Origin of the sequence: Pseudomonas fluorescens HK44 (assembly GCF_000217955.3) — a bacterium.
GTDB classification, from domain to species: Bacteria; Pseudomonadota; Gammaproteobacteria; order Pseudomonadales; family Pseudomonadaceae; genus Aquipseudomonas; species Aquipseudomonas fluorescens_AQ.
Window position 1 is genome coordinate 711,908 of record NZ_AFOY02000015.1, and the last position, 25,109, is coordinate 737,016.

General features: G+C 60.6%; 25 protein-coding genes. 16 read left to right on the plus strand and 9 right to left on the minus strand.

The features are described 5' to 3' along the window. Positions 1-137 precede the first annotated feature (137 nt). From HK44_RS15975 to HK44_RS15985, 3 genes are all read right to left on the minus strand, one after another. Entirely contained in the window at positions 138-680 is a 543-nt protein-coding gene (locus HK44_RS15975; RefSeq protein ID WP_019690494.1) for a histidine phosphatase family protein, read from the minus strand. A 433-nt stretch (positions 681-1,113) separates the two neighbouring features. After that, positions 1,114-2,487, minus strand: a complete 1,374-nt coding sequence (locus HK44_RS15980; RefSeq protein WP_019690493.1) for a sensor histidine kinase — start codon at positions 2,485-2,487, stop codon at positions 1,114-1,116. Beyond that, entirely contained in the window at positions 2,465-3,157 is a 693-nt protein-coding gene (locus tag HK44_RS15985) for a response regulator transcription factor (RefSeq protein ID WP_019690492.1), read from the minus strand. The genes HK44_RS15980 and HK44_RS15985 overlap by 23 nt, the downstream gene beginning before the upstream one ends. Positions 3,158-3,277: 120 nt before the next feature. Between HK44_RS15985 and HK44_RS15990 the strand changes: the two genes are divergently transcribed. The 6 genes from HK44_RS15990 to HK44_RS16015 all read left to right on the plus strand — a co-directional run bounded on the left by HK44_RS15990 (position 3,278) and on the right by HK44_RS16015 (position 11,738). After that, complete coding sequence (locus tag HK44_RS15990) at positions 3,278-3,967, plus strand: response regulator transcription factor (RefSeq protein ID WP_019690491.1); 690 nt, start codon at positions 3,278-3,280, stop codon at positions 3,965-3,967. A 104-nt stretch (positions 3,968-4,071) separates the two neighbouring features. Next, complete coding sequence (locus tag HK44_RS15995) at positions 4,072-5,472, plus strand: efflux transporter outer membrane subunit (protein WP_024264990.1); 1,401 nt, start codon at positions 4,072-4,074, stop codon at positions 5,470-5,472. Then, entirely contained in the window at positions 5,469-6,662 is a 1,194-nt protein-coding gene (locus HK44_RS16000; RefSeq protein WP_019690489.1) for an efflux RND transporter periplasmic adaptor subunit, read from the plus strand. The genes HK44_RS15995 and HK44_RS16000 overlap by 4 nt, the downstream gene beginning before the upstream one ends. Next, the gene (locus tag HK44_RS16005) at positions 6,659-9,736 is read left to right on the plus strand and encodes an efflux RND transporter permease subunit (RefSeq protein WP_019690488.1); all 3,078 of its coding nucleotides are present in this window, start codon (positions 6,659-6,661) and stop codon (positions 9,734-9,736) included. The genes HK44_RS16000 and HK44_RS16005 overlap by 4 nt, the downstream gene beginning before the upstream one ends. A 27-nt stretch (positions 9,737-9,763) precedes the next feature. Beyond that, entirely contained in the window at positions 9,764-11,056 is a 1,293-nt protein-coding gene (locus HK44_RS16010; protein WP_019690487.1) for a sensor histidine kinase, read from the plus strand. A 328-nt stretch (positions 11,057-11,384) separates the two neighbouring features. Then, the gene (locus tag HK44_RS16015) at positions 11,385-11,738 is read left to right on the plus strand and encodes a DUF1428 domain-containing protein (protein WP_019690486.1); all 354 of its coding nucleotides are present in this window, start codon (positions 11,385-11,387) and stop codon (positions 11,736-11,738) included. 70 nt (positions 11,739-11,808) lie between these two features. Here the strand turns inward: HK44_RS16015 and HK44_RS16020 are convergent, their stop codons facing one another. The 3 genes from HK44_RS16020 to HK44_RS16030 all read right to left on the minus strand — a co-directional run bounded on the left by HK44_RS16020 (position 11,809) and on the right by HK44_RS16030 (position 13,277). Next, a complete protein-coding gene (locus tag HK44_RS16020; RefSeq protein ID WP_019690485.1) occupies positions 11,809-12,000 on the minus strand; it encodes a hypothetical protein in 192 nt (63 codons plus the stop codon). 109 nt (positions 12,001-12,109) lie between these two features. Continuing rightward, a complete protein-coding gene (gene cynS, locus HK44_RS16025) occupies positions 12,110-12,580 on the minus strand; it encodes a cyanase (RefSeq protein WP_019690484.1) in 471 nt (156 codons plus the stop codon). 34 nt (positions 12,581-12,614) lie between these two features. Next, positions 12,615-13,277: a carbonic anhydrase gene (locus tag HK44_RS16030; protein WP_019690483.1), complete on the minus strand. Its 663-nt coding sequence runs from the start codon at positions 13,275-13,277 to the stop codon at positions 12,615-12,617. 405 nt (positions 13,278-13,682) lie between these two features. Here HK44_RS16030 and mdcA point away from each other — a divergent pair, with 405 nt between their 5' ends. The 10 genes from mdcA (at position 13,683) to HK44_RS16080 (ending at position 22,122) form a co-directional block, all read left to right on the plus strand. Then, entirely contained in the window at positions 13,683-15,353 is a 1,671-nt protein-coding gene (gene mdcA, locus HK44_RS16035) for a malonate decarboxylase subunit alpha (RefSeq protein ID WP_019690482.1), read from the plus strand. Continuing rightward, complete coding sequence (locus HK44_RS16040) at positions 15,353-16,228, plus strand: triphosphoribosyl-dephospho-CoA synthase (protein WP_019690481.1); 876 nt, start codon at positions 15,353-15,355, stop codon at positions 16,226-16,228. Before mdcA ends, HK44_RS16040 begins: the two co-directional genes overlap by 1 nt. After that, positions 16,228-16,527: a malonate decarboxylase subunit delta gene (locus HK44_RS16045; RefSeq protein WP_019690480.1), complete on the plus strand. Its 300-nt coding sequence runs from the start codon at positions 16,228-16,230 to the stop codon at positions 16,525-16,527. The genes HK44_RS16040 and HK44_RS16045 overlap by 1 nt, the downstream gene beginning before the upstream one ends. Beyond that, complete coding sequence (locus HK44_RS16050) at positions 16,520-17,371, plus strand: biotin-independent malonate decarboxylase subunit beta (protein ID WP_019690479.1); 852 nt, start codon at positions 16,520-16,522, stop codon at positions 17,369-17,371. The genes HK44_RS16045 and HK44_RS16050 overlap by 8 nt, the downstream gene beginning before the upstream one ends. Then, a complete protein-coding gene (mdcE, locus tag HK44_RS16055) occupies positions 17,368-18,171 on the plus strand; it encodes a biotin-independent malonate decarboxylase subunit gamma (RefSeq protein WP_019690478.1) in 804 nt (267 codons plus the stop codon). Before HK44_RS16050 ends, mdcE begins: the two co-directional genes overlap by 4 nt. Continuing rightward, positions 18,165-18,785, plus strand: a complete 621-nt coding sequence (locus HK44_RS16060; protein WP_019690477.1) for a malonate decarboxylase holo-ACP synthase — start codon at positions 18,165-18,167, stop codon at positions 18,783-18,785. Before mdcE ends, HK44_RS16060 begins: the two co-directional genes overlap by 7 nt. Next, complete coding sequence (gene mdcH / locus HK44_RS16065) at positions 18,782-19,702, plus strand: malonate decarboxylase subunit epsilon (protein ID WP_019690476.1); 921 nt, start codon at positions 18,782-18,784, stop codon at positions 19,700-19,702. The genes HK44_RS16060 and mdcH overlap by 4 nt, the downstream gene beginning before the upstream one ends. 64 nt (positions 19,703-19,766) lie before the next feature. Then, positions 19,767-20,183: a malonate transporter subunit MadL gene (gene madL / locus HK44_RS16070; RefSeq protein WP_019690475.1), complete on the plus strand. Its 417-nt coding sequence runs from the start codon at positions 19,767-19,769 to the stop codon at positions 20,181-20,183. Position 20,184: 1 nt separating this feature from the next. Next, entirely contained in the window at positions 20,185-20,949 is a 765-nt protein-coding gene (gene madM / locus HK44_RS16075; protein WP_019690474.1) for a malonate transporter subunit MadM, read from the plus strand. A 147-nt stretch (positions 20,950-21,096) separates the two neighbouring features. After that, positions 21,097-22,122, plus strand: a complete 1,026-nt coding sequence (locus HK44_RS16080; protein WP_024264761.1) for an IS110 family transposase — start codon at positions 21,097-21,099, stop codon at positions 22,120-22,122. A gap of 286 nt (positions 22,123-22,408) precedes the next feature. Here HK44_RS16080 and HK44_RS16085 read toward each other — a convergent pair whose 3' ends face one another. From HK44_RS16085 to HK44_RS16095, 3 genes are all read right to left on the minus strand, one after another. Then, complete coding sequence (locus HK44_RS16085) at positions 22,409-23,323, minus strand: LysR family transcriptional regulator (protein ID WP_019690473.1); 915 nt, start codon at positions 23,321-23,323, stop codon at positions 22,409-22,411. A 177-nt stretch (positions 23,324-23,500) separates the two neighbouring features. Continuing rightward, the gene (locus HK44_RS16090) at positions 23,501-24,544 is read right to left on the minus strand and encodes an LLM class flavin-dependent oxidoreductase (protein ID WP_019690472.1); all 1,044 of its coding nucleotides are present in this window, start codon (positions 24,542-24,544) and stop codon (positions 23,501-23,503) included. Positions 24,545-24,580: 36 nt separating this feature from the next. After that, a complete protein-coding gene (locus HK44_RS16095) occupies positions 24,581-25,066 on the minus strand; it encodes a flavin reductase family protein (protein ID WP_019690471.1) in 486 nt (161 codons plus the stop codon). Positions 25,067-25,109: the final 43 nt, after the last annotated feature.

A 25,109-nucleotide genomic window follows, 5' to 3' on the forward strand; every position in this document is an offset into this window, starting at 1 on the left:
AAATCCCCGGATTTCCAGCAACTCGCTGAAAAAATAAAGTTATTCAATTTGTTTCAAATGCACGCGAGCGCTGACGAACTGCCGTAATGGCTTTATTTAAGTTCGTTAACAACGCTGGCGTGTCCTGGCAAACCGTACTATTTGCTGGCGAAGCGCTTATCCAGTACTGCTGGCCAGTCCCCGGAATTCACAATGCCGAGCACTTTCAGCTGTCCGTCAGCCGTCACCGAGACGAACAGGGCGCTGGTGTACTGACTGGTAGGCGCATGCTTGAAGCCGGTTTGTTTCTCGAAGTCGCTGATGCAGCCGCTGTGCGTGACCAGGACCAGATTTCGATGCGCCGTTTTGTGTGCGACCACTTCGTCACGCATGGTCTTGCCGCATTGGGCCAGCCATTCCTGATGCGATGCCTCTTTGCCAAACATGTACTGCGCGGTTTGCATCGTGCGGGTCGCCGGGCTGCTGAACACATCCGCATGGTCCATGCCCAGGGCGTTGAAGCCCTTGCCGACGTCAGTCGCTGCCGCGCTGCCTACCTGAGTAATGCCATCGGCTGGGCCCAGGCACGGATTTTTCGACTGATCGCAGCGTTCGGCATGTCGAACCAGCACCACCACATCACCTGATTGCCAGTGTTGGAATACGCCAGCCGTTGCCATGTGATCACTTTCGGCCAGCATCGCCGGAGACCGGGGCCATAAGGTGAACCCCGTCACCAAGGCGGCCACTATCACCGCCGACGCCGCTAGCGTGACGTTCAGAAACCGTTTTTTGACCGCTCGTTTAGGCAAGTCCTTGGGTAGTACCGTATTAACCACGCCTTTCACCTGTAAATCGTATTGGGACGAAGAATTTCGATTCCGTTCAAGCAGGCAGCATAGACAGTTCACGGAAAACGCGAGCATTGAAGGTCGATTTAGGACGATCAATGTAGAGATGCGCAAGTGGGGGATAAGTGAAACGAATGTGAAAATTTCGCTGGAGCTCTTAACCTTCCCTTAACCAAGGCTAATTAATTGATTTCAATTGCATTGCCATCAATCGGAGGCGCCTTCGCCAGGACCTCGCGCGCACGCGTCCGGAAGGGGCAAGAGCCGCCCCAACCCGATTGTTTCAAGCTGTTTCGTGAGGCTGTTTTCCCAACAGATCGATTCGGCAACCCGGGGTCGCGTCGTAGACCGCAAGCTTCATGTCATGCAGCCGCGCCACGGCCGACACCATGCTCAAACCCAACCCGTTACCGGGCGTGTGACGGCTCAGTTCTGAACGGTAGAGCCGGCGAAATACCGCCTCGCGCTCGGCTTCCGGAATGCCCGGACCATTATCGATTACCCGAATGCCGATGCCCGTTGCATCGCTGATGACGCTGAGACTGACGCTGCTGTGGTCAGGAGAGAACTTGATTGCGTTGTCCAGCAGGTTGCAGCAGGCATCGAACAGCAGTTGTGCATCGCCGGCGATCAGCGCCGATTGCGCGCACGCATGGAACACCAGGCTGATGCCGCGCTCCTCGGCCAGCGGTTCGTAGAGTTCGGTGGCATCGGCGCCAATCAGGTTCAGATCGACCGGCGCAAAGTGGCTGCGTCGTGCGCTGTCCTCAATCTCGGAAATGCGCAGCAAGGCACGGAATGTCATCAGCAGGCCCTTGGCCTCGCTCAGCGCCGAGTCAATGCTGGCCGCGTATTCATCCTCGCGCAGACCCCGGCGCTGCGCGCGCTCAAGGCCCGCAATCAGCCGGGTCAGGGGCGTGCGCAGGTCGTGGGCGATGTCGTCGCAGACGCCCTTGACCTCGCTCATCAGGCGCTCCAGCTCATCGAGCATGCTGTTGACGACGTTGGCGAGGCGGTCGATGTCATCGTTGTTGCCCAGGGTGGGCAAGCGGCTGCTCAAGTCGCCCTCGATGATGCCTTTGATCGAGTCGCTCAACTTGTCGAGCCGGCGCCGCGCCGAGTAGCCCAACCCGATCGCACCTAACAGGCCGACCACCAGCAGCAGGACGCCACCGGAAACCAGCGCATGGACCAACAGTTCGTCGAACTCGCCGATGTCATGCATGTCCTGGGCGACCAGCAGGGTTTTGCCGTCTTCCAGTTTATGGACGATAAACCGCACGGGACGAGAGCGATCGTTGTTTTTCTGCCAGTCGAACTCGGCGGGTCGATCATATTTTTTGAACGCCGGCAGTTGATGAATGGCGCCTACAACGTACTGGTTGTGTTCATCGAACAAACTATGGGGCAGGCGAGCTTCTGTGTCCGAAATGGTGTGTTTGCGGATTTCCTCTTCCCGCAGTTGCGGGGTTTGCTGGCTGCGATTTTCCACCTGACGATAGAGTGCAGTGTCGGCTTCGGACTTCAGGTAAAACGCGGTCTGCCAGTAAATGTAGCCAAACAGCGCCAGAAACGAGCAACCGAAGAGCCCGAGGAACATCAGGCCCGTGCGAAAACTGATAGTGCGCGGAATCTCACTCAGGTGAACGGAGAACATAACCGGCCCCCCGAATGGTGTGGATCATCTGCGGTTCACCTTCGGCGTCGATCTTGCGACGCAGGCGGCCGATATGCACCTCGATGACATTGGTGCGCTCGTCGTAGCTGTAATTCCACACGGCTTCAAACAACATGGTGCGCGTGACCACTTGTTCAGCGTTGCGCATCAGGTGTTCCAGCAACGCGTATTCACGCGGAACCAGGTCGATGGCTCGATCGCCACGGCGCACGCTGCGGCGTAACAGGTCGACGTGCAGGTTGCCGACGCGCAGCTGGTTGTCCGGTTCGCGGGTGGCGGGTTCGGCACGGCGACGGCTCAAGGCGTCCAGCCGTGCGGTAAGCTCGATGAATTCGAACGGCTTGGTCAGGTAGTCATCGCCACCGGCGCGCAAGCCTCGAACACGCTCATCCAGCGCGCTCAGGGCACTGAGGATCAACACCGGCGTGCTCACGCTCGCTGCTCGCAAGGCGGTCAATACGCCCAGCCCATCGATGCCGCCCGGCAGCATCCGGTCGAGCACGATCAGATCAAAGGGCTCGCTGAGGGCTTTGAGCAAACCGTCGCGGCCATTGTCCACGCAAGTGACGGTAAACCCGTGGTCCTGCAGGGCTGCTTCAATTTCGCGAGCGGTGGAGTTGTCGTCTTCGACGACCAGAACATGGGTCATGGGAGTTGAACCGGTCACTTGAACGAGTGGAGAGATGGCATAGTGTGGCAAATCCAGGCAGACGCCAACGTCGCCGCCGGATAAATAAAAGTTTAGGTTTCATTTGAGAGAGAAAGCTCCTTGCGCATTCTAGTCGTTGAAGACGATGCCCAGACCGCCACCTACCTGTTGCGTGGGCTGACGGAAAGCGGGCACGTGGTGGATGTCGCCGAAGACGGCAACGATGGACTGGCCATGGCCCTGGAAGGGATTCACGACGCGTTGATTGTCGACCGGCGCCTGCCGGGGCTCGACGGTATCGCGCTGGTGCGGGCGATACGCAGTCGCGGTTCGCGTATTCCGGTGTTGATGCTCAGCGCTCAGTCGACCACCGCGCAAAAGGTCGAAGGCTTGCAAGCCGGTTGCGACGATTACCTGGCAAAACCCTATGCGTTCGCCGAGGTGCTGGCGCGTCTCGACGCCTTGCTGCGCGGCGCCGATCAACCGAGCGCAACAGGGCGCAAGCTGGAAGTCGGCGAACTCGAACTCGACTGCGCGACGCGTACGGCGGTGCGTCAGGGCCGCAGTATTGTCTTGCAACAGCGTGAAGCGCTGCTGCTGGAAAAACTCATGCGCCACAGCGGCCAGGTGGTCACCCGTGACATGCTGCTCGACAGCGCCTGGGATTACACCTTCGATCCCAACGACAATGTCATCGACAAACATATCCATCGGCTGCGGCGCAAACTCGATGAAGGTTTCGAGTACTCGCTGATCAAGACCATTCCGGGCGCGGGTTACAGTTTTCAGGGCCGGCGCGAGCCCGATTAAACAAAAGTTTACCTACAGGCGAACGCTCTGCTAGGCGCTGTTGGCTATCTTCGGCTGATTCGTGGACGTGCTCCACAAACGTTTCAGCCGGAGATCGCGTGCCAATGTCAGTTGCAACCTCACCGAGGCGTAACTTTTTATCCCTATCGGTGTTGCTGGGCGTATTGATGCTCGGCGGCTGCTCGATGGTGCCCGCTTACCATCAACCGGAATTGCCGCTGGCGGCAAACTGGAACGGCGCCGGGCAAACGTCTGCCGCACGGGGAGGGCAGTGGTGGAGCGAATTCCACAGTGCTGAGCTGAATGACCTGATCACCCGCGGCCTCTCGGCCAATTACACCCTTAAAGCCGCGGCCAGCCGCATCGAAGAGGCACGCGCTTCGGCTCAGGTCGTCGGCGCCGGGCAATATCCGACGCTGGCACTGGGCGGCAATGTCCAGCGTCAGAACAATTACGGCACCACCAAGAAAAGCAGCGTGTTCGCCCAAGCCACCTACGAGCTGGACTTCTGGGGCAAACAGCGCGCTGCCGCGGACTCTGCCGACGCGTTGGCCAATGCCAGCGTGTTCGACGCGCAAACCCTGCGCATGAGCCTGGGGGCGAGCATCGCCGACAGCTACTTCCAGGTCTTGTCGCTGGAAGAACGGCTGCGCCTGGCGCAGTCGATTGCCGACGACGCCAGGCAGGTACTCGACCTGGTCGAAGTCCAGGCCAGCCAGGGCGCCGTGTCCAATCTTGAAGTGGCGCAGCAACGCAACGCCCTGCAAACTTTCCAGGCGGCGATGCCACCTTTACGTCAGCAACGCGATCTGGCGCTCTACCAATTGGCGGTACTGGTGGGCGAGACGCCGCAAGGTTTTCACCTGAAAAGCTCAGGTCTTGAGGGTTTGCAGATGCCGCGTCCGTCCGCTGGACTGCCTATCGGCCTGCTGCGTCAGCGGCCCGATGTGCAAGCAGCCGAAGCGCGACTGGTCTCGGCCAACTTCGATGTCGGGGTCGCCCGCGCGGCGTTCTTGCCGAACCTGTCGCTGGACCTGATCGGCGGTATCGACACCATTGCCGGCGGCAACATCTGGAGCGTCGTCGGCACATTGGCCCAACCGGTGTTCACCGGCGGCCAGCTCAGCGGTCAATTGCACGTTGATCAGTCCCACGTGCAGGAACTGACCGCCAGTTACCGTGAATCGGTGATCGAGGCCCTGCAGGACGTCGACACCCAACTGAGCGCCACCCGCGAACTGGATAAAAGCTTTGCCTTGAATCAGGCCGCGGTGGACTCCGCCCGCGAGGCCGCGAGGTTAGCGCAGGTGCGTTATCGACTGGGTTCCACCGATTTCCAGACCTTGTTGATCGTCGAGCGCACCCAGTATCAGGCCGAAGACACGCTGTTGCAGGTGCGCCTGCAACACCTGCAGGCCGCCGTCGGTCTGTTTCGGGCGCTGGGTGGTGATTTCACCCCCGACACCCTTGCTTCCCTTTCTCCTTCTCAGGCGTCTCACCCATGAATGCTAAGCCACGCGTTGCGAACCCTCGCCATCGAGCACTCTCCTGGGCGCTATTGATTCTGCTGTTGGGCGCAGGTGCAGGTGGATTTCAGTGGGTCAAGCGGGCTCAGGCCGCACCGGCCAAAACCGAGGCAAGCGCCGTGCCGGTGCAACTGACGCAAGTCAGCCAGCAGGACCTGCCGATCTGGCTCAGTGCGATTGGCAACGTCCAGCCGCTCAATAGCGTCAATGTGCGGGTTCGGGTGGATGGCGAGTTGCAGAAAGTCCTGTTCAAGGAAGGCCAGACCGTGAACGCCGGCAGTTTGCTGGCGGTGATCGATCCACGGGTTTACCAGGCTCAGGTGGCTCAGGCGCAAGCGCTGGTGGCCAAGGATCAGGCGCAACTGGCCAACCTGCGGGTGAGCCTGGACCGGGCCAGCAAACTGGCGGCTGCCAAGGCCGGTCCGACTCAGGATGTCGACACCTATCGCGCCGAATTGGCGGCACAGCAGGCCACGGTGCAGGCTGACCAGGCGGCACTGGATAACGCACGCCTGCAACTGGAGTTCACGCAGGTCAAGGCGCCGCTGACCGGGCGTACCGGCCAGCGCTTGCTGGACGTCGGCGCCATCGCCCACGGTGCGGAAGCCACGGGGCTGGTGACCATTACCCAGATGAACCCGATCTCGGTGGCTTTCGCCGTCTCCCAGGACGAACTCCCGCAGATCCTTGAAGAAAACGCCAAGGGCGCCTTGCAAGTGGTCGCCATGACCCGCGACGGCCATCAGGAAATCGCTCGCGGCCGTCTGAGCTTCATTGACAGCCAGGTCGCCGCCGCGAGCGGTCAGATCCAGTTGAAGGCCGAGTTCGACAACAGTGCCAACCAGTTGTGGCCTGGCGAATTGGTCAGCGCACGCTTGCTGGTCAGCACCCGCCAGGACGTCACGGTGGTGCCGGCCAATGCCGTGCAGTTTGGCCGTCAGGGCAATTTTGTCTATGTGGTGGGTGCTGATCAACGGGTGCAACCGCGTCAGGTCGATGCGGCCGCCGTGGTCGATGGCAAGCAGTGGATTCGCCAAGGGCTGGCCGCTGGCGAAACGGTCGTCGTGCAAGGTCAGTCACGTATTGCGCCGGGCGTCAAAGTCGCACCGATCAAGGCTGACGAAGCCGCAGCGCTGGCTGCTGCCACGCCGGTGGAGAGCGCACGATGAACGGGCTCGCCGGACTGATTCAACGACGCGTCGGCCTGAGCCTGTTGGCGCTTGGGGTGATGTTGCTGGGCGCTTTCGCGTACTTCCAGTTGCCGGTGGCCCCTTTGCCTACGGTGGATTTTCCGACCATTCAGGTTACCGCCAAACTCTCCGGAGCCAGCGCCGAGACCATGGCTTCGTCGGTTGCGACGCCACTGGAAAGAGCCTTTGCCGCTGTTCCGCAAGTCACTTCGATGACCTCGTCGAGTGCGGCCGGCAAGACTCAGGTTGTGTTGCAGTTCGACCTGTCGCGGAACATCGACGGCGCTGCGCAGGATGTGCAGACCGCGATCAACACCGCGACCCCGAACTTGCCGAAAACCATGACCAGTACGCCGACCTTCAACAAGGTCAATCCGGCGGAAGGGACGGTGTTGTCACTGGCCGTGACATCGCCGACACGCACGCTGCCGGAGCTCGATCGTTACGCGGACAACTACATTGCCCAGCGTTTGTCGCAGATGCCGGGCGTCGGCCTGGTGGATTTCCACGGTGAGCAAAAACCGGCGGTGCGGATTCAGATCGACCCGGATGCGCTGGCCGCACGGGGCCTGAGCCTGGAAGACGTGCGCAGCGTGATCGGCGTCAGTACCGTCGATCAGCCCAAGGGCACCCTTGACGGGCAGACCCGTTCCGTCACGCTTGGCGCGACCGACCAGATGCTTGACCCGCAGCATTATCGGGATCAGGTGATTGCTTATAAAAACGGTATGCCGATCAAGCTCGGTGATCTCGGTCGGGTGATTGCCGGTGCCGAAGATACCCAGCAAGCCGCCCAGTTGGGCAGCGAGCCGACGGTGATCGTCGACATTCACAAACAACCGGGTTTCAACCTGCTGTCGACCATCGCCACGATCAAGGCCAAGTTGCCCGAACTGACCGCGTCGTTGCCGCGCGACGTGCAGGTTCAGGTGGTCGGCGACCGTACCCAGACTATCGAAGCCTCGGTCAATGACATGCAGTTCACCTTGCTGCTGTCGATTGCCCTGGTGGTCGTGGTGATCTTCGTGTTCCTGCGCAAGGCCACCGCCACGCTGATTCCCAGCCTGACCATTCCGCTGTCGCTGGTGTCGACCTTCGGCGTGATGTATTTGCTCGGCTACAGCCTCGACAACCTGTCAATCATGGGCCTGGCCATTGCGGTCGGCTTCGTGGTGGACGATGCCATCGTGGTGATGGAAAACATCGTGCGCCATCTGGAGATGGGCAAGTCGCGCCTGCAATCGGCGGTCGATGGTTTGCGCGAAGTGGCGTTCACCATTGTCTCGATGACGGTGTCATTGATCGCGGTGTTCTTGCCGATCCTGTTGATGTCGGGGATCGTCGGGCGCTTGATGCGCGAGTTTGCGGTCACGGTCAGCGTGGCGATCATCATGTCCTGCATCGTCTCGCTGACGATCACCCCGATGCTTTGTGCCTGGCTGCTCAAACCGCATGCCGAGAGCGAGGAGGGGCGTTTCGCCCAGGCTTGCGAGCGGGCGTTCACTGGCTTGCACAATGGTTATCGCCGCAGCCTCGACTGGGTACTCGACCATCAGCGTCTGACCCTCGGCGTGGCACTGGCCACATTGCTGGCGACCGCGGTGTTGTACGTGAGCATTCCCAAGGGCTTCTTCCCGCAGCAGGACAACGGCCTGATCCAGGGTGTCGCCGAAGCCGCTGCGGATATCTCGCCGATGGCCATGCGTGAACAGGTTAACCGTGTCGCCGAAATCGTCGGTCATGACCCGGCGGTGGCCAAGGTGTATTTCTGGATCGGCCCGAACCCGACGGTCAGCCAGGGCAAGGTGATGATCAACCTCAAACCGTTCAGCGAGCGCACCGACAGTGCCCAAAAGGTAATCAGCCGCTTGCAGCCGGCCCTCGATCAGCTGTCCGGGGTCAAGGTCTACTTGCAGGCTAACCAGGACATCCAGATCGGTGGCCGCGCCAGTAAAACCCAGTACCAGTACACCCTTCAGGACCCGGACAGCGCAGAGCTGGATCACTGGAGCGGGGTGCTGCTGGAAAAACTCAAGAGCTTGTCGCAGTTGCAACACGTCACCTCTGACCAGCAACAGGCCATTGCGCAGGCAACCCTGGTGATCGACCGTGCCACGGCGGCGCGTCTGGGCGTGACGGTGCAGGCCATCGACGACGTGCTATATGACGCCTTCGGGCAGCGTCAGGTCGCGACGATGTTCACCCAACTCGACCAGAATCACGTGGTTCTCGAACTGGACCCGCACTGGCAGACGTCCACTACCACGCTGGAACACTTGTACGTGCGCGCTAGCTCCGGAACCCTGGTGCCATTGAATCTGTTGGCGAGCATCAAGACCGAGCAGGTGCCGATCATCATCAACCACCAAGGGGTATTTCCGGCCATTACTCTGTCGTTTGACCTGGCGCCTGGCCAGGCGCTGAGCGATGCAGTCAGCGCAATCAACCAGGCGTCTTTGGCGGTGGCGATGCCCGACTCTGTCGTCGGCAGTTTCCAGGGCACCGCCCAGGCGTTCCAGGACTCGCTGAAATCACAACCCTGGCTGATTCTGGCGGCGATTCTGACCGTCTACATTGTGCTGGGCGTGCTGTACGAGAACGCGATTCACCCGTTGACGATCATTTCGACCCTGCCGTCCGCCGGGTTCGGTGCGCTGCTGGCATTGATGCTCTGTGGACAGGACCTGTCGGTCCTTGGGATGATCGGCATTATTTTGCTGATCGGTATCGTCAAGAAGAACGCGATCATGATCGTTGACTTCACGCTATCGGCCCAGCAACGTGGGCTGTCTGCCCGAGACGCCGTGCGCGAAGGGTGCCTGTTGCGGTTGCGGCCGATCCTGATGACCTCGCTGGCGGCATTGCTCGGTGCGGTGCCATTGGCGTTCGGTCACGGTGCCGGTTCGGAGCTTCGCCAGCCATTGGGCATTGCCATTGTCGGTGGCCTGGCGGTCTCGCAGATCCTGACGTTGTACACCACCCCGGTTGTCTACCTTTGGTTTGAGCGTCGGCGTCGCAGCCAAAAGCCCGTCGCGCAGGACATCAAGGTGTGAGGTCGGCATTCAAATCACTGGAAAGACATGGATTCCAAACAAAGCCTGACAAAGAGGATTGTGATTGTTTTCGCACTGATGACTGCGTTCGTGGCAGGGGTCTTTGCGGTTGGCATTGTCGCGACCGTGCATATCGTTGAAAGAAAGCTCACCACCGCCAGCCTGGGCGGCGGGCTGCAACGCCTGCTACTGATGGACAACACCGACGACTGGACCCATCGACCGGAAAAAGACGAGCAGTTTTTCTTTGAGGGCGGACTGGGTGAAATGACCCCGGACGAACAACTCAAGGCGCTGCAGCCGGGGTTTCAGGAAATCGTCTATGGCGGTGAGGACTACTACGCCATGGTGAAAGTGGTCGAAGGTCGCCAATACGTCCTGCTGAAAGATCAGAAAAGCCATGAACAACGCGAACGCGTGCTGTACTCGGTGGTGATTGTCGGGTTCGTGTTGAGCATCCTGCTGGCGATTCTGTTGGGGTGGTTGCTGGCCCGGCGCGTCATGGCCCCGGTGATCCGTTTGGCGCGTCAGGTGCGTCACCGCGATCAGCTACTGGAACTCGCGCCACCACTGGCGCCCGAGTATGCCGTCGACGAGGTCGGCGAACTGGCGGTTTCCTTTGATCAAACCCTGGGCCGACTGCGCGAGGCACTGGGCCGGGAAAAACTCTTCACCAGCGATGTCAGCCACGAGTTGCGAACGCCGTTGATGGTGCTCGCCAGTTCATGTGAGCTGTTGTTGAGCAATCGTGCCCTGGATCAACGCTCGATGGCCCAGGTCAGCCGTATTGCCAGGGCCAGCGATGAAATGCGCCAGCTGGTCGACACATTCCTGATGCTGGCGCGTGACCGGGACAACGATTCCGGTAACGGTGGCTGCGCCTCCTTGAAAGAAGTCGCCGATGCGTTGGCAGAGATCTGGGGCAGGCTGATCCGGGAAAAAGGCCTGGAGTTCATCTACCTCGATGAGCAGACTACAAACACCTGCTACAACCTGACATTCCTGCAATCGGTGATGGGCAACCTGCTGCGCAATGCCTGGCACTATACTGATCATGGCTTCATTCGCCTGACGTTGCGTGACCATGGCTTCAGTGTGGAAGACAGCGGTATCGGCATTCCGGAGGAAAAACGCCATGCGATGTTCCAGCCCTTTGTCAGGGGCGACGAACACCGAGGCGAAGGGCTGGGATTGGGGCTGTCGCTGGTTCAGCGGATCTGTGCCAACCAGAACTGGCGAGTGGAACTTACCACTCGCGAACCTCACGGCTGCCATTTCGCCGTGGACCTGGCAGAGCGTCAGGAGCAACTCCTGCTCTGACGGGATAGGGTGCAGGGCAATCCCGTAGCAGCTGCCGAGCCTGCGAGGCTGCGTTCGAGGCGGACCGCGATCGGGCGAAGTCCTCGTAAATCCAACATACGCGGTTAACCTGGAAGAACGCGCTGCCTGATTTCACGATTGCTTCGCCCGAGCGCGGACCGAGCCGAACGCAGCCTCGCAGGCTCGGCAGCTGCTACAGGTGTTGGAGCAAAAAGAGGTGGGGATATTTTTGCCCGTTGGTCGGTTCGCCTGAAAGGCCGGTCGATTTGCGTTCTTGCAGATCGACTAACCGGTAAATCGATGACGCATTTCAAAGAGGAGAGTGATCATGTCCTATGTCGATGGCTTCGTTGCAGCCGTACCCACCGCCAACCGCGATAAATTCAAGCAACACGCCGAGTTCATGGCAGGTATTTTCAAGGAAAACGGCGCGCTGAGCGTGACCGAATGCTGGGGCGACGATGTGCCTCAAGGCAAACTGACCTCGTTCCCGATGGCGGTAAAACTCAAGGAAGACGAGACCGTGGTGTTCTCGTGGATCATCTGGCCGGACCGTCAAACGCGTGACACCGGCATGCAGAAGTTCATGGAAGATCCCAGGCTTCAATCCCTGGACAATTCAATGCCTTTCGATGGGCAACGGTTGATCTTCGGCGGTTTCGAGATGATCGTAAACGTCTGAAGTATGTCGCAACATCCGGATGTCAGGCGGGCCTGAAAAGGATGCAGGCCCGCCCCGGATGGCGCGCCGGTTATTCTGGAAGAGTGATACGGCAACTCTTGCGATTACGGATTTCGTTATCCGTTGGCCGCTCTTTCACGAACTCGAAACGCGGCTCGCCCTCGTTGTAGGTGACCAGCCAACCCCACTCCAGCTCGGACTCACCTTGCCCGGGTTTCGGCGGCGTAGCCCACCAGGGCTCCTTGCTGACAATCTGGCGCATACCCCCTCCACGTGGTTTGGGTTCTTTCAACTATAACGTGGATGACTGAAGGCGCCAGAAATGCGTTTTGAGTGGGCCGGCAGATTAGTGCCGGCCCACGTTCGTCAGCTTAAAACGGTTTGTAAGGCAGGAATTTTCCGTCCAGGGTGATGACCGCACGGGAGCCACCTTCGGGATCTTCGACCTTCTTGATGTCCATCTTGAAGTTGATGGCGCTGATAATGCCGTCACCGAACTGCTCGTGAACAATCGACTTCAGGGCAGTGCCGTACACCTGGATCATCTCGTAGAAGCGGTAGATGGTCGGGTCTGTCGGTACGCCGCTGGCGAGAGAGCCGCGAAGCGGGATGGTTTGCAATTGGGCGACGGCGTCGTTGTCCAGGCCCAGGTGCTGGACCACTACTTTGGCAGCCGCTTCCGGCAGTGGGTGTTGGCCGAGCAGGGCAGCTGTGACGTAGAGCAGGCTCAGGCCGGTGCCTTCAGTCAGGTTTTCCCAGGACAGGTCCTTGCTGGCCTTGGCTTCGAGGATTTTGCCGGTCAGGGCCAGCGTTGGGTCTTGATAAGCATGGGACTGTTGCATGGTGCTTCTCCTGCGGATTGATGGGGTGTGTGATTCAAGCGACGTTGGCGACAGCCCGGGCGGGCATGGCGCAGGTGTCCGGAAAATCGGCTATCGAGACGAACTGCCGGGAAACACCGTCGAGCGCGTCGATGCCGCCACTTTCGATGTCGTAGACCCAGCCGTGCAGATTCAACGCGCCTTGCTCCTGGGCCAGGCGAACGCTGGGATGAGTCTGCAGATTGGCCAGTTGAGCAATGACGTTTTCTTTGACCAGTGAGGTCAGGCGCGCTTCGTCACTGTTGTGAGGGCGGGCGGCATTGATCACCTTGGCGCCTTCGGAGTAGCGCAACCAATTGGCGACGGCGGGCAAGTGGTCCAGGCATTTGCACTGGGCAATGGCGGTCATCGCACCGCAATCGGAGTGCCCGCAGATCACCACATCGGTGACGCCCAGTACGGCAACGGCGTACTCGACCGTGGCGGAGACACCGCCAGGCTCGGGGCCGTAGGACGGCACGATGTTGCCGGCATTGCGAATCACGAACAGTTCGCCGGGTTCTTGCTGGGTCAGCAACTCCGGCACGACACGACTGTCGGAGCAGGCAATGAACAGTGTTTTAGGCGACTGGGTAGAGGCCAGATGCTTGAACAGGCTGGAGCGCTGTGGAAACGCTTCACGCTGAAACTTGAGGAAGCCATCGATCAACTCTTTCATGGTGAAGTACCTTGCCGTTGTGGTTGGCTGAAAGAATGAACGCGCACAGCTATAGCGTCCAAGATCGATGGCTTATGGTTTTTATAGGCTGATCCTATAGTTGGAAGGTTTTGCTTATTTTAATAGCGGCGAAGGGCAGCGCTCGAACCAGCGGCCCGCCTGTTTGTAGGCGTGGGCGTGCTGACGCCGTCGGCGGATGTGGAGTGGTTTATCCAGTGGCTGAAGACCGAGTTGGGACGCGAACTCAGCGATTGAAGCACGGCTGAAGAAATTGAACTGACAGAGCGTCCAATGAAAGCGGGGAAAACATTAACCTAAGCGTAACGGTTCGCCGCTCATCTTGATTGATGCCACCCTCCGTTAGCTCCTAAGGTAGCTCCACGAAAGCGAACCCGTGGAGTGAGCATGACAACAACAATATCCCCCGACTCGCGCTGGACGCGGCGGCGCAGTGAAAAACAGCGCCGCCTGGAGCAGGTGCGGGGTCTCGCCGATGGTGTGGTGTTGCCCACCGACAAAATCGTTGCGGCGCTGGAGGCCTTGATTCTGCCTGGCGACCGCGTGGTGCTGGAGGGCAACAACCAGAAGCAGGCGGACTTTCTTTCCCGATCCCTGGCCAAGGCCGATCCGGCCAGGCTGCATGACCTGCACATGATCATGCCCAGCGTCGGCCGCTCGGAGCACCTCGACCTGTTCGAGCGCGGCATCGCCCGCAAGCTCGATTTCTCGTTCGCTGGCACCCAGAGCCTGCGCATCAGCCAGCTGCTTGAAGATGGTCTGCTGGAAATCGGCGCGATTCACACTTACATCGAACTCTACGCCCGGCTGGTGGTGGACCTGATTCCCAACGTGGTGCTCTCGGCCGGTTTCATGGCCGACCGTGCCGGCAATATTTATACCGGACCGAGCACCGAAGACACGCCGGCGCTGATCGAACCGGCAGCCTTCAGCGACGGCATTGTGATTGTCCAGGTCAACCAACTGGTGGACGACGTCAGCGAGTTGCCCCGCGTGGACATTCCCGCGTCCTGGGTGGATTTCGTGGTGGTGGCCGACAAACCGTTCTACATCGAACCGTTGTTCACCCGCGACCCCCGGCACATCAAGCCCGTGCATGTGCTGATGGCAATGATGGCGATCCGCGGGATCTACGAAAAACACAATGTTCAGTCGCTCAACCACGGTATCGGTTTCAACACCGCGGCCATCGAACTGATTCTGCCGACCTACGGCGAATCGCTTGGGCTCAAGGGCAAGATCTGCCGCAACTGGACCCTCAATCCGCACCCGACGCTGATTCCGGCCATCGAAAGTGGCTGGGTCGAAAGCGTGCATTGCTTCGGCACCGAACTGGGGATGGAGAACTACATCGCCGCGCGCCCGGACGTGTTTTTCACCGGTCGCGACGGCTCCCTGCGTTCCAATCGAATGTTCTGCCAACTGGCCGGGCAGTACGCGGTGGACCTGTTTATCGGAGCAACCTTGCAGGTGGACGGCGACGGCCATTCTTCCACCGTGACCCGTGGACGCCTGGCCGGTTTTGGCGGCGCGCCGAACATGGGCCACGACCCGCGTGGTCGCCGCCACGGCACCCCGGCCTGGCTCGACATGCGCCACGACGATGCCCCAGAAGCGATGCTCGAACGTGGCAAGAAGCTGGTGGTGCAAATGGTCGAGACCTTTCAGGAGGGCGGCAAACCGACTTTCGTTGAAACCCTCGATGCGGTTGAAGTGGCGAAGAAAAGCGGCATGCCGCTGGCGCCGATCATGATCTACGGCGACGACGTCACTCACCTGCTTACCGAAGAAGGCATCGCCTATTTGTACAAGGCGCGCTCCCTGGAGGAACGCCAGGCCATGATCGCGGCCGTGGCCGGGGTCACTGCCATCGGCCTGCGGCATAACCCCAAAGACACTGCGCGGATGCGCCGCGAGGGCCTGATCGCCTTGCCCGAAGACCTCGGCATCCGCCGCACCGACGCCACCCGCGAACTGCTGGCGGCGAAAAGCGTCGCCGATCTGGTGGAGTGGTCGGGTGGCCTGTACAACCCGCCCGCCAAATTCAGGAGCTGGTAATGCACGCACTCAATCTGCAACCCAAGCGCCTGACCCTGGCCGAACGGCTGGCGGACCTGGCGGTAGAGGCCCTGATCGACGAAGCCGACCTCTCACCCAAACCGGCGCTGGTCGATCGTCGCGGCAACGGTGCCCACAGCGATTTGCACCTGGGGCTGATGCACGCATCGGCGCTGTCGCTGTGGCCGGCCTTCAAGGACATGGCTGAAGCAGCCATCGCGTTTGGCGAAGTCGGTCTGCCGCTGCGCGAGGCCCTCGGGCAAATCGGTCGCGACGGTGAACAAACGATGCTGGCCACCACCGATGGCGTGAACACCCATCGCGGAGCGATCTGGGCCTTGGGCCTGTTGGTCGCCGCCGCCGCGCTGGAACCTGAATCCACTTCCGCCAGCGCGGTCACTGTGCGCGCCGCGCGTCTGGCCTTACTCGAGGATCGCCATGCGCCGCGGCCGTTCAGCCACGGCGCTCAAGTAGCGCAACGTTACGGGGCGCGGGGCGCTCGGGAAGAGGCACAACTGGGTTTTCCGGCAGTGATCCAATTCGGCCTGCCGCAACTCCAACGCAGCCGCGCTGCGGGCAGCGGTGAACAGAACGCCCGGCTCGATGCCTTGCTGGCGATCATGAGCACACTCGCCGATACCTGCGTGCTTTACCGCGCAGGCGAGCAAGGGCTGGAAACGATGCAACTCGGTGCCTGCTCGGTGCTGGAGGCAGGCGGCAGCGCCAGCCTGGCCGGTCGTCGCCGGTTGCATGAGTTGGACCAACAATTAATTGCGTTGAATGCCTCGCCCGGCGGTGCTGCGGATTTGCTCGCAGCCTGTCTGTTTATCGACCGCATCTCCTCTTGCGACGGCGTCATCCTGGGAGCTTTTTGATGGAAACCTTATCCTTTGAATTTCCCGCCGGGCAGCCGGCGCGGGGCCGGGCGCTGGTCGGCTGTGTCGGCTCGGGCGATCTCGAAGTGCTGCTCGAACCGGGACAGGCCGGCACGCTGACGATCCAGGTGCAGACCTCGGTCAATGGCAGTCAACAGCGCTGGCAGCATTTGTTTACACGGATGTTTGACGGACAGACACCGCCAGCGATGACCATTGATATTCATGATTTCGGGGCCACGCCAGGCGTGGTGCGCTTGCGTCTGGAACAGGGCTTCGAGGAGATCGGCCATGACTGACAGCGCGCATTTGTTGAATAAGCACAGCTTCGTCGAGCTCGGTGCCCGGCAACGCGCCAAGGCCTTGCTTGACGCCGGGACCTTCCGTGAATTGCTCGACCCGTTCCAGCGCGTCATGTCGCCATGGCTGTCGCGTCAGGGCGTGGTGCCGCAAGCCGATGACGGTGTGGTCATCGCCAAGGGCAGCATCGGCGGTTTGCCGGTGGTGATCGCCGCCATCGAAGGCGCCTTTCAGGGTGGCAGCCTGGGTGAGGTCGGCGGGGCGAAAATTGCCGGCGCGCTGGAACTGGCAGCCGAGGACAACCGCAAGGGCATCGCCACCCGTGCCGTGCTGTTGCTGGAAACCGGTGGTGTACGTTTGCAGGAAGCCAACCTCGGGCTGGCGGCGATTGCCGATATTCACGCGGCGATTGTCGATTTGCGCCAGTACCAGCCGGTGATCGGTGTGGTGGCCGGCAGCGTCGGTTGCTTTGGCGGCATGTCGATTGCCGCCGGGTTGTGCAGCTATTTGCTGGTCACTCAGGAAGCGCGACTTGGCCTCAATGGTCCGCAGGTGATTGAACAGGAAGCCGGGATCGAGGAATACGATTCGCGCGATCGTCCGTTCATCTGGAGCCTGACCGGCGGCGAGCAACGGTTCGCCAGTGGGCTGGTGGATCGGTATGTGGCCGATGACGTGGCGCAGATTCAGCAGCACGTCAGCGAACTGCTGCAACAAGGGCTGCCTGCTGAACAGCGCAGTCGCCAGGCGGATCGGTTCCTGCAACGCCTCGCCCGTCTGGATGCGGTGCCACAAATCGAACCGGCGACGGTTCGCGATCTGTACCAAGGAGAGCACTCATGAGCCCTTTTTCCCTGAGAGGTTTGCACTGGTTTCAAGCCTTGAGTGCCGGCTCCACCTTCGTTGACGGATTGCCCGCTTCGTTAAAGGTCGCCGACGGCGTGTTGGGCGAGCAGCCTGTGCGGTTTATCGCCGTGGTGGCCGATCCGCAGAACCGCTTTGTCCGTGCCCGTCACGGCGAGGTCGGTTTGTTGGAGGGCTGGGGTCTGGCCAAAGCGGTGGATGAGGTGATTGAAGCCGATCGCGCCACACCGCGAAAACGCGCGTTGATCGCCATCGTCGATGTGCCGAGCCAGGCCTACGGTCGCCGCGAAGAAGCCCTGGGTATCCATCAGGCGCTGGCTGCTGCTGCGGACAGTTATGCCCGCGCACGACTGGCCGGGCATGCGGTGATTGGTTTGCTGGTGGGCAAGGCGATGTCCGGGGCGTTTCTGGCCCACGGTTATCAGGCCAACCGGCTGATTGCCCTGCGTGATCCCGGGGTGATGGTTCACGCCATGGGCAAGGTCTCGGCCGCGCGGGTCACTCTGCGCAGCGTTGAAGAGCTCGAAGTCCTGGCCGCCAGCGTGCCGCCGATGGCCTATGACATCGACAGCTATGCCAGCCTCGGCCTGCTCTGGGAAACCCTGACGGTGGAGCAGATCGAGCAGCCGACTGCGAGCGATCTGGCGCGGGTCAGCGACTGTTTGCGCCAGGCCATTGGCGACGTTGAAAGCACCGGGGCTGATTTGAGCTCGCGGCTGGGTGCGACCAATCGTGCGGCGTCAAGCAAGGTTCGCCAACGGCTGCGTGAGCAATGGTGAGCGCGTTTCTGGCCCATGACCTGCTCTGGGGGATGACCCCGGAGCAGTTGCCGGCGGATGCGCCGACGTGGGTGGTCGAGGCAATCAGCCAAGGTCAACCGGTCGTGGTTCGACGCGCCTTGAGTGCCAAAAATCAGATTGCGGTGGGCGTGCGTGGACCGTTGCGCGGACAACGTTATGCCACGTGGACGGCGGTCGAGGCGATCCAGCGTCGGGTACGGCCGGAAGACCTTTGTCATGTCGAGGGTGATCGCGACCTGCCGGCCTTGCAGGCCCTGGAGCAACTGCGACCAATGCTCGATGCCTGCGGTTGGGTCTGGGGCGTCAGTGGCAGCGCCGGGTTTGAGTTGGCCAGTGGTGTGACGGCATTGCATGAGCGCAGCGATCTCGACTTGATCCTGCGTACGCCGCACCCCATGGATCGGGCTCAGGCACAGCAACTGCTGAAGCGGCTGGACGCCGTTGGGTGTCCGGTGGACATGCAATTGCAATCGCCGCTGGGCGCAGTTGCCTTGCGCGAATGGGCCAGCCCGGCAAGACGGGTGTTGTTCAAAAACGCCCACGAAGCACGGCTGGTGATCGACCCTTGGCATCCACAGGAGCAACCAGCGTGAGCAGCCTGTTGGTGTTTCCCGGCCAGGGCGCGCAGCAGCCGGGCATGCTCCATCGTTTACCCGAGGCGACAGTGATCGAGGCGAGCGAGGTGCTGGGGGAGGATGTTCTGCAACTTGATTACGCCGAGGCGCTGAAATCGACCCGTGCGGTTCAGCTGTGCCTGTTGATTGCAGGAACAGCTGCGGCACGTATGTTGTTGCAGCAGGGAAGTACAGTGGATTACGTGGCCGGGCTGTCCATCGGCGCGTACCCGGCGGCGGTAGTAGCGGGTGCGTTGCGTTTCAGCGATGCGCTGCATCTGGTCAGCCTGCGGGGAGAGTTGATGCAACAGGCCTGTCCGCAGGGCTACGGCATGACCGCGATCATCGGTCTGGAACTCGCGACCGTGGAAGGCTTGCTGGCGCAGGTTCACAGTATTGAGACCCCGGTCTACCTGGCCAATATCAATGCCGACAACCAGCTGGTGATTGCCGGCAGCGACTCGGCGATGAACGCCGTCGCCGAATTGGCCCGAGGGTGTGGCGCAGGGTTGGCCAAACGGTTGGCGGTCAGCGTGCCGTCGCATTGCCCGCTGCTCGATGAGCCCGCGCAGGTACTGGCCGAGGCGTTTACCAAAGTGCCATTGAAGCTACCGACAATCGGCTACTTGAGTGGCAGCCGCGCCCGGCCGATCCGTTCGGTCGAGGCATTGCGCGATGACCTCGCCTTCAACATGTGCCGGGTCGTGGATTGGCGCGGCACCGTACAAAGTGCCTACGAGCGTGGCGTGCGGTTGCACATCGAACTGCCACCCGGTGCAGTGCTCACAGGATTGGCCCGACGGGTGTTTGAACACGGCACGGTGATCGCCTTCGATGGCGCACGCCTGGACACGTTGCAAGCGCTGCTGCGTGAGGAGGGACGTCGCCAACTCTAGACACCGCTCAGGCTGCGAAGGACAAAAACAATAACTTCGACGATGCACTTTGAGGATAACAACAATGATTATTTACGGTGTGGCGCTGTTGGCGATCTGTACGCTGGCAGGGGTGATCATGGGTGACATGCTTGGCGTGTTGCTGGGCGTCAAGTCCAACGTCGGCGGGGTCGGTATCGCGATGATCCTGCTGATTTTCGCGAAACTGTGGATGCACAAACGCGGCGGTATGACCAAGGATTGTGAGTTGGGTGTCGGCTTCTGGGGCGCCATGTACATTCCGGTGGTGGTGGCCATGGCCGCGCAACAGAACGTCGTCGCCGCCTTGCACGGCGGCCCGGTGGCGGTGTTGGCGGCCATCGGTTCGGTAGTGATCTGCGGCTGCACCATTGCCTTGATCAGCCGGACCCACAAAGGCGAGCCGTTGCCGGACGAACCGGTCGACAGTGTCTCGATCGCAGCTCCAGCAGGAGGTCGCTGATATGTGGAATCTCATGGAAGCGGGTCTGAAACATAACGATCTGGTCACGGCGTTCGCGTTCGTCGGGGTGATCATGTGGATCTCCGTCGTGCTCTCCAAACGCCTGACGTTCGGACGGATTCATGGTTCGGCGATTGCCATCGTCATCGGCTTGGTGCTGGCCTGGGTCGGCGGCACGCTCACCGGTGGGCAGAAAGGCCTGGCGGACGTCGCGGTGTTTTCCGGCATCGGCCTGATGGGCGGCGCCATGCTGCGCGACTTTGCGATTGTCGCCACGGCCTTCGAAGTGCAGGCCACCGAAGCACGCAAGGCCGGCTTGATCGGCGCGCTCGCGCTGCTGCTCGGCACGGTGCTGCCGTTTATTGTCGGGGCGAGCATCGCCTGGATGTTCGGTTATCGCGATGCGGTGAGCATGACCACCATTGGCGCCGGTGCGGTGACCTACATCGTTGGCCCAGTGACGGGCGCGGCGATTGGCGCCAGTTCCGATGTGGTCGCGTTGTCGATTGCCACCGGCCTGATCAAGGCCATTCTGGTGATGGTCGGCACGCCGATGGCTGCGCGCTGGATGGGGCTTGATAACCCGCGCTCGGCGATGGTCTTCGGTGGGTTGGCCGGCACCGTCAGCGGTGTGACGGCGGGCCTGGCGGCGACGGATCGGCGGTTGGTGCCGTATGGTGCGCTGACGGCGACGTTTCATACCGGGTTGGGCTGCCTGCTGGGGCCGTCGTTGCTGTACTTCATCGTTCGCGGGATTGTCGGCTAGGTTCAGATTTGATTCATCTGTTCTGACGCCATCGCGAGCAGGCTCGCTCCCACAGGGGAACGCATTCCAATAATGAAATGGCTACCCCCGCCGCCCCCTGTGATCGCCCACTAAGCTTTCGCAGGGGGCTCATCGGAGACCGTTGCCATGAACAAAGTAGCTATTGCCGCCATCGATCTGGGAAAACACTCTTTCCATCTACACGCGCAAGATGATCGTGGTCATGAGCTTTACCGCAAAAAGTTTACTCGTGCGGCGCTCATGCAGCACCTGATGAATCTCGAACCCTGCACCGTTGTGATGGAAGCCTGCGGCGGAGCCCACTTCATGGCGCAGGAGGTCGCGAAGCTGGGACATACGCCCAAGCTCATTGCCCCGCATCTCGTACGCCCTTACGTGAAAAGCAACAAAAACGACTTCGCTGATGCCGAGGCGATCTGCGAGGCGGCGACTCGTCCAACAATGCGCTTTGTACACCCCAAAACCCAGGCTCAGCAGCTGCTGGCCATGCTCAACTCGACACGCGATTCGTTCATCAAAGAGCGCACCGCGACCGTCAATCGGATTCACGCAGCGCTTTTGGAGGTCGGCGTCAGTCTGGCCACAGGCTTCAAGCCCATCAAAGAACTGCCCGCTCGGCTTGAAGCGAGTTCAATTCCTGTGCCCATCAAAAAACTTCTGACGAGGTTGCAGGAGCACTTCACCTATCTGGATGGGCAGATCAAGACGCTGGACAAGGAAGTGGAATGCCAGGCCGCCGAAGATGATCTGGCGGCTCGTTTGATGACCATGCCCTGCGTAGGCCCGATCACCTCCAGCGTCCTGGCTGCCGAATTGGGCGATGGCAAGCAGTTCAAATGCGGCCGAGGCTATTCGGCCTCAATCGGGCTGATACCCAAACAGCATTCTACGGGCGGCAAGACCGTCCTGCTGGGCATCAGCAAGCGAGGTGATCGCAACCAGCGGCGCCTGCTTGTCCAATGTGCCCGTGTTTACCTGATGCAACTGGACCGACAGAAAGGCTGGCTGGCGGACTGGGTCCGGCAGCTATTGGCCCACCATCACTCCAACCATGTGGTCTGCGCGCTGGCCAACAAGCTGGCAAGGATCGCCTGGGCGATTGCTGCCCACCACACTGAATTTGATGCAGGGCCAACCGCGATGAACGCCTGACCCTGCTGTCACCCGAGCACCACCCACCTGGTTTTGCGATGCTGGATAACAGATGACGTGAACGGCTAACCGGCCTGACGACAACCCTGAGCTCCCACACGGCTGAAAGGCCGTTCGAATAATTAGGATCGTTAGGCATCGATTCTCATCGAGGCGCGGGGTTGCCACCCCACACAGACGCCGGATAGATGAAAGCAAGCCAAACACGCATCAAAAACAGTATTGCAGAAAAGGGGGTAACCATAGATGTGGGAGCGAGCCTGCTCGCGATGGGGGCGCCTCGGTTTCAAACTTGTCGATTGGCATACATCCGACACTCTGCCAACAACGCCAGCAGGTTCGGGTCGCGTTCCTTGGCCTTCAGAAACACCACCCCAATGTGCTGCTGCAACCGATAGCGTTCCTGCAACGGGATCAGCTTCACCCGGTTCTCGTAGACCGCTGCAATCCGCCCTGGCAGCAGCGCATAACCGACCCCGGAGCTGACCATGCTCAGCAGGGTGAAGATGTCGTTGACCTGCATCGCCACCTTGGGCTCGAACCCCGCCTGTTTGAAAACCCGAATCCCGTCCTGGTGCGTGGCGAAGCCCTGGGTCAGGGTAATGAAGGTCTCGTTGCGCACTTCGGCGAGATCGACTTCGGCCCTTTGGGCAAACGGTGAGTCGGCCGGTGTGGCGAGGAAGATGTCGTCGGAAAACAGCGGGATCTGCTCGCAGTCCGGGTCGTTGACGGTGTCGTCCAGGGACACCAGGATCGCGTCGACTTCCATGTTTTTGAGCTTGTACAGCAGGTCGATATTCGAACCGAGGATCAGGTCGATGTTGAGTTCGCTGCGACGGATTTTCAGGCCCATGATCAACTGCGGCACAGTCTTGACCGTCAGCGAATAGAGCGAGCCGAGCTTGAAGCGTTCAGCCGAGAAGCCTGCGGCTTCACGGGTCAGGCGCACGCTTTCGAGCACATCCTGAATCAGCTTCTGCGCCCGCTCTTCGAGCACATAAGCGCTTTCCAGTGGCGTCAGGTTACGCCCTTCATGCTTGAACAGCGGGCAGCGCAGGGCGCTTTCCAGCGAGTGAATGGCCCGGTGCACGCTGACGTTGCTGGTCTGCAGTTCGGCTGCCGCACGGGCCAGGTTGCCGGTGCGCATGAACGCCAGGAACACTTCCAGCTTTTTCAGGGTCAGTTCTTCGTCGATCAGCATGGACATTACTCTTTTTCAGTCCGTTGATTATGCCCATGCGCTGTTGTGTTGTCCGATGTGCGGTTGAGTTCGCCTTTGTTAACTCGCAGAGGCGCCAACCGTCGCTGAGGAAGACGCCATTGCTGGCGTCTGTTGAGGCGTGGCGCCCGTCACGCAGTGAGCAGGCGCGAGGAGATTTCAGCGAAACGCTGGTACCACCTGTTTGATGAACAGCTCCAGGGATTTCTTTTTCTCCGCATGGGGCAGGCTGTTGTCGCACCAGAAGCTGAACTCGTCGACGCCCAGTTCCTGGTAATACTTGATGCGGGCGACGACTTCTTCCGGGGTACCAATCATGGTGTTCTTGCGGATGTTTTCCAGCTCGAATTCCGGGCGCCCGGCGAATTTTTCTTCCGGGCTCGGCGCCAGGAAACCGTTGACCGGCACGTCCTTGTTGCCGAACCAGGCATCGAACGTACGGTAGAACTTCGAGATCGCCTTGGCGCCGACTTTCCAACCCTCGGGATCATCAACCGCGTGCACGTGCGTGTGGCGCAGCACCATCAATTGCGGGCGCGGTACGTCCGGATTGTTATCCAGGGCGGTCTGGAACTTGTTCTTCAGATCGAGGACTTCTTCGTCGCCCTTCATCAGCGGCGTGACCATGACATTGCAGCCGTTGGCGACCGCGAAGTTGTGCGAGTCCGGGTCGCGGGCGGCGATCCACATCGGCGGGTTAGGCTTCTGGATCGGCTTGGGCACACTGGTGGAGGTCGGGAATTTCCAGATGTCGCCGTCATGGGCATAGTCGCCTTGCCACAGCGCACGAACCACCGGGACCATTTCCCGCAGCGCTTGACCGCCGGAGGAGGCGGGCATGCCGCCGGCCATGCGGTCGAACTCTACCTGATAGGCGCCACGGGCCAGCCCGACTTCCATGCGGCCATTACTGATTACGTCCAGCAGCGCGCATTCGCCGGCAACCCGCAATGGATGCCAGAACGGCGCAATGATGGTACCGGCGCCAAGGTGAATGGTCGTGGTCTTGGCCGCCAGGTAGGCCAACAGCGGCATCGGGCTGGGCGAGATGGTGTATTCCATGGCGTGGTGTTCGCCGATCCACACGGTACTGAAACCACCGGCCTCGGCCATCAGGGTCAGTTCGCTCAGGTCCTCGAACAGCTGCCGATGGCTGATGCTCTCGTCCCAACGTTCCATGTGCACGAACAGGGAAAATTTCATGACGCTTACCTCGAATCTTTGTTATTGGCGGTCGGTTCAGGCGAGGACGGGCAGCGCGCCCATCTTGCCGTGGCAGTACACCAGCGGGCCAGCCGTGTGGTGCGGCACGATCAGGTTTTTCACCGCACCGACCATGATCGCGTGATCGCCACCTTCATATTCGCGCCACAGTTCGCATTCGATGATCGCCGTGGCGTTGTTCAGCAGCGGGTTGCCCAGCGCGCTCAACGTCCATTCGATCCCTTGCGCCTTGTCCTTGCCTTTACGGGCGAAGGCATAAGCCTCGTTTTGCTGGCCGCCGGACAGTACATGGATGGCGAAGCGTTTGTTCTTGATCAGTACCGGGTAGGAATCGGAGCTGTAGTTGGGGCAAAACAGCACCAGGGCCGGGTCCATCGACAGCGAGCTGAAGGCGCTGGCGGTGAGGCCAACGACCTGCCCATCGTCATCCAGCGTGGTGATCACGGTCACCCCGGACGGAAACGAACCCATGACTTGTTTGTAGATGGCGGCATCGATCATTGGACGGTCCTCTGGCGTTGTACGACGGTTTTTATGTTTATAT

Bases quoted from the DNA above. Each gene is read 5' to 3' on its own strand.
- HK44_RS16085 (WP_019690473.1), bottom strand. From the start codon at position 23,323: ATGCTGATCGACGAAGAACTGACCCTGAAAAAGCTGGAAGTGTTCCTG.
- cynS (WP_019690484.1), bottom strand. From the start codon at position 12,580: ATGCAACAGTCCCATGCTTATCAAGACCCAACGCTGGCCCTGACCGGC.
- HK44_RS16045 (WP_019690480.1), top strand. From the start codon at position 16,228: ATGGAAACCTTATCCTTTGAATTTCCCGCCGGGCAGCCGGCGCGGGGC.
- madL (WP_019690475.1), top strand. From the start codon at position 19,767: ATGATTATTTACGGTGTGGCGCTGTTGGCGATCTGTACGCTGGCAGGG.
- HK44_RS15975 (WP_019690494.1), bottom strand. From the start codon at position 680: ATGCTGGCCGAAAGTGATCACATGGCAACGGCTGGCGTATTCCAACAC.
- madM (WP_019690474.1), top strand. From the start codon at position 20,185: ATGTGGAATCTCATGGAAGCGGGTCTGAAACATAACGATCTGGTCACG.
- HK44_RS16090 (WP_019690472.1), bottom strand. From the start codon at position 24,544: ATGAAATTTTCCCTGTTCGTGCACATGGAACGTTGGGACGAGAGCATC.
- HK44_RS16005 (WP_019690488.1), top strand. From the start codon at position 6,659: ATGAACGGGCTCGCCGGACTGATTCAACGACGCGTCGGCCTGAGCCTG.
- HK44_RS16095 (WP_019690471.1), bottom strand. From the start codon at position 25,066: ATGATCGATGCCGCCATCTACAAACAAGTCATGGGTTCGTTTCCGTCC.
- mdcE (WP_019690478.1), top strand. From the start codon at position 17,368: ATGAGCCCTTTTTCCCTGAGAGGTTTGCACTGGTTTCAAGCCTTGAGT.
- HK44_RS15985 (WP_019690492.1), bottom strand. From the start codon at position 3,157: ATGACCCATGTTCTGGTCGTCGAAGACGACAACTCCACCGCTCGCGAA.
- HK44_RS16040 (WP_019690481.1), top strand. From the start codon at position 15,353: ATGCACGCACTCAATCTGCAACCCAAGCGCCTGACCCTGGCCGAACGG.
- HK44_RS16080 (WP_024264761.1), top strand. From the start codon at position 21,097: ATGAACAAAGTAGCTATTGCCGCCATCGATCTGGGAAAACACTCTTTC.
- HK44_RS16010 (WP_019690487.1), top strand. From the start codon at position 9,764: ATGGATTCCAAACAAAGCCTGACAAAGAGGATTGTGATTGTTTTCGCA.
- HK44_RS16020 (WP_019690485.1), bottom strand. From the start codon at position 12,000: ATGCGCCAGATTGTCAGCAAGGAGCCCTGGTGGGCTACGCCGCCGAAA.
- HK44_RS16030 (WP_019690483.1), bottom strand. From the start codon at position 13,277: ATGAAAGAGTTGATCGATGGCTTCCTCAAGTTTCAGCGTGAAGCGTTT.
- HK44_RS16060 (WP_019690477.1), top strand. From the start codon at position 18,165: ATGGTGAGCGCGTTTCTGGCCCATGACCTGCTCTGGGGGATGACCCCG.
- HK44_RS16050 (WP_019690479.1), top strand. From the start codon at position 16,520: ATGACTGACAGCGCGCATTTGTTGAATAAGCACAGCTTCGTCGAGCTC.
- HK44_RS15980 (WP_019690493.1), bottom strand. From the start codon at position 2,487: ATGTTCTCCGTTCACCTGAGTGAGATTCCGCGCACTATCAGTTTTCGC.
- HK44_RS16015 (WP_019690486.1), top strand. From the start codon at position 11,385: ATGTCCTATGTCGATGGCTTCGTTGCAGCCGTACCCACCGCCAACCGC.
- HK44_RS15995 (WP_024264990.1), top strand. From the start codon at position 4,072: ATGTCAGTTGCAACCTCACCGAGGCGTAACTTTTTATCCCTATCGGTG.
- mdcA (WP_019690482.1), top strand. From the start codon at position 13,683: ATGACAACAACAATATCCCCCGACTCGCGCTGGACGCGGCGGCGCAGT.
- HK44_RS16000 (WP_019690489.1), top strand. From the start codon at position 5,469: ATGAATGCTAAGCCACGCGTTGCGAACCCTCGCCATCGAGCACTCTCC.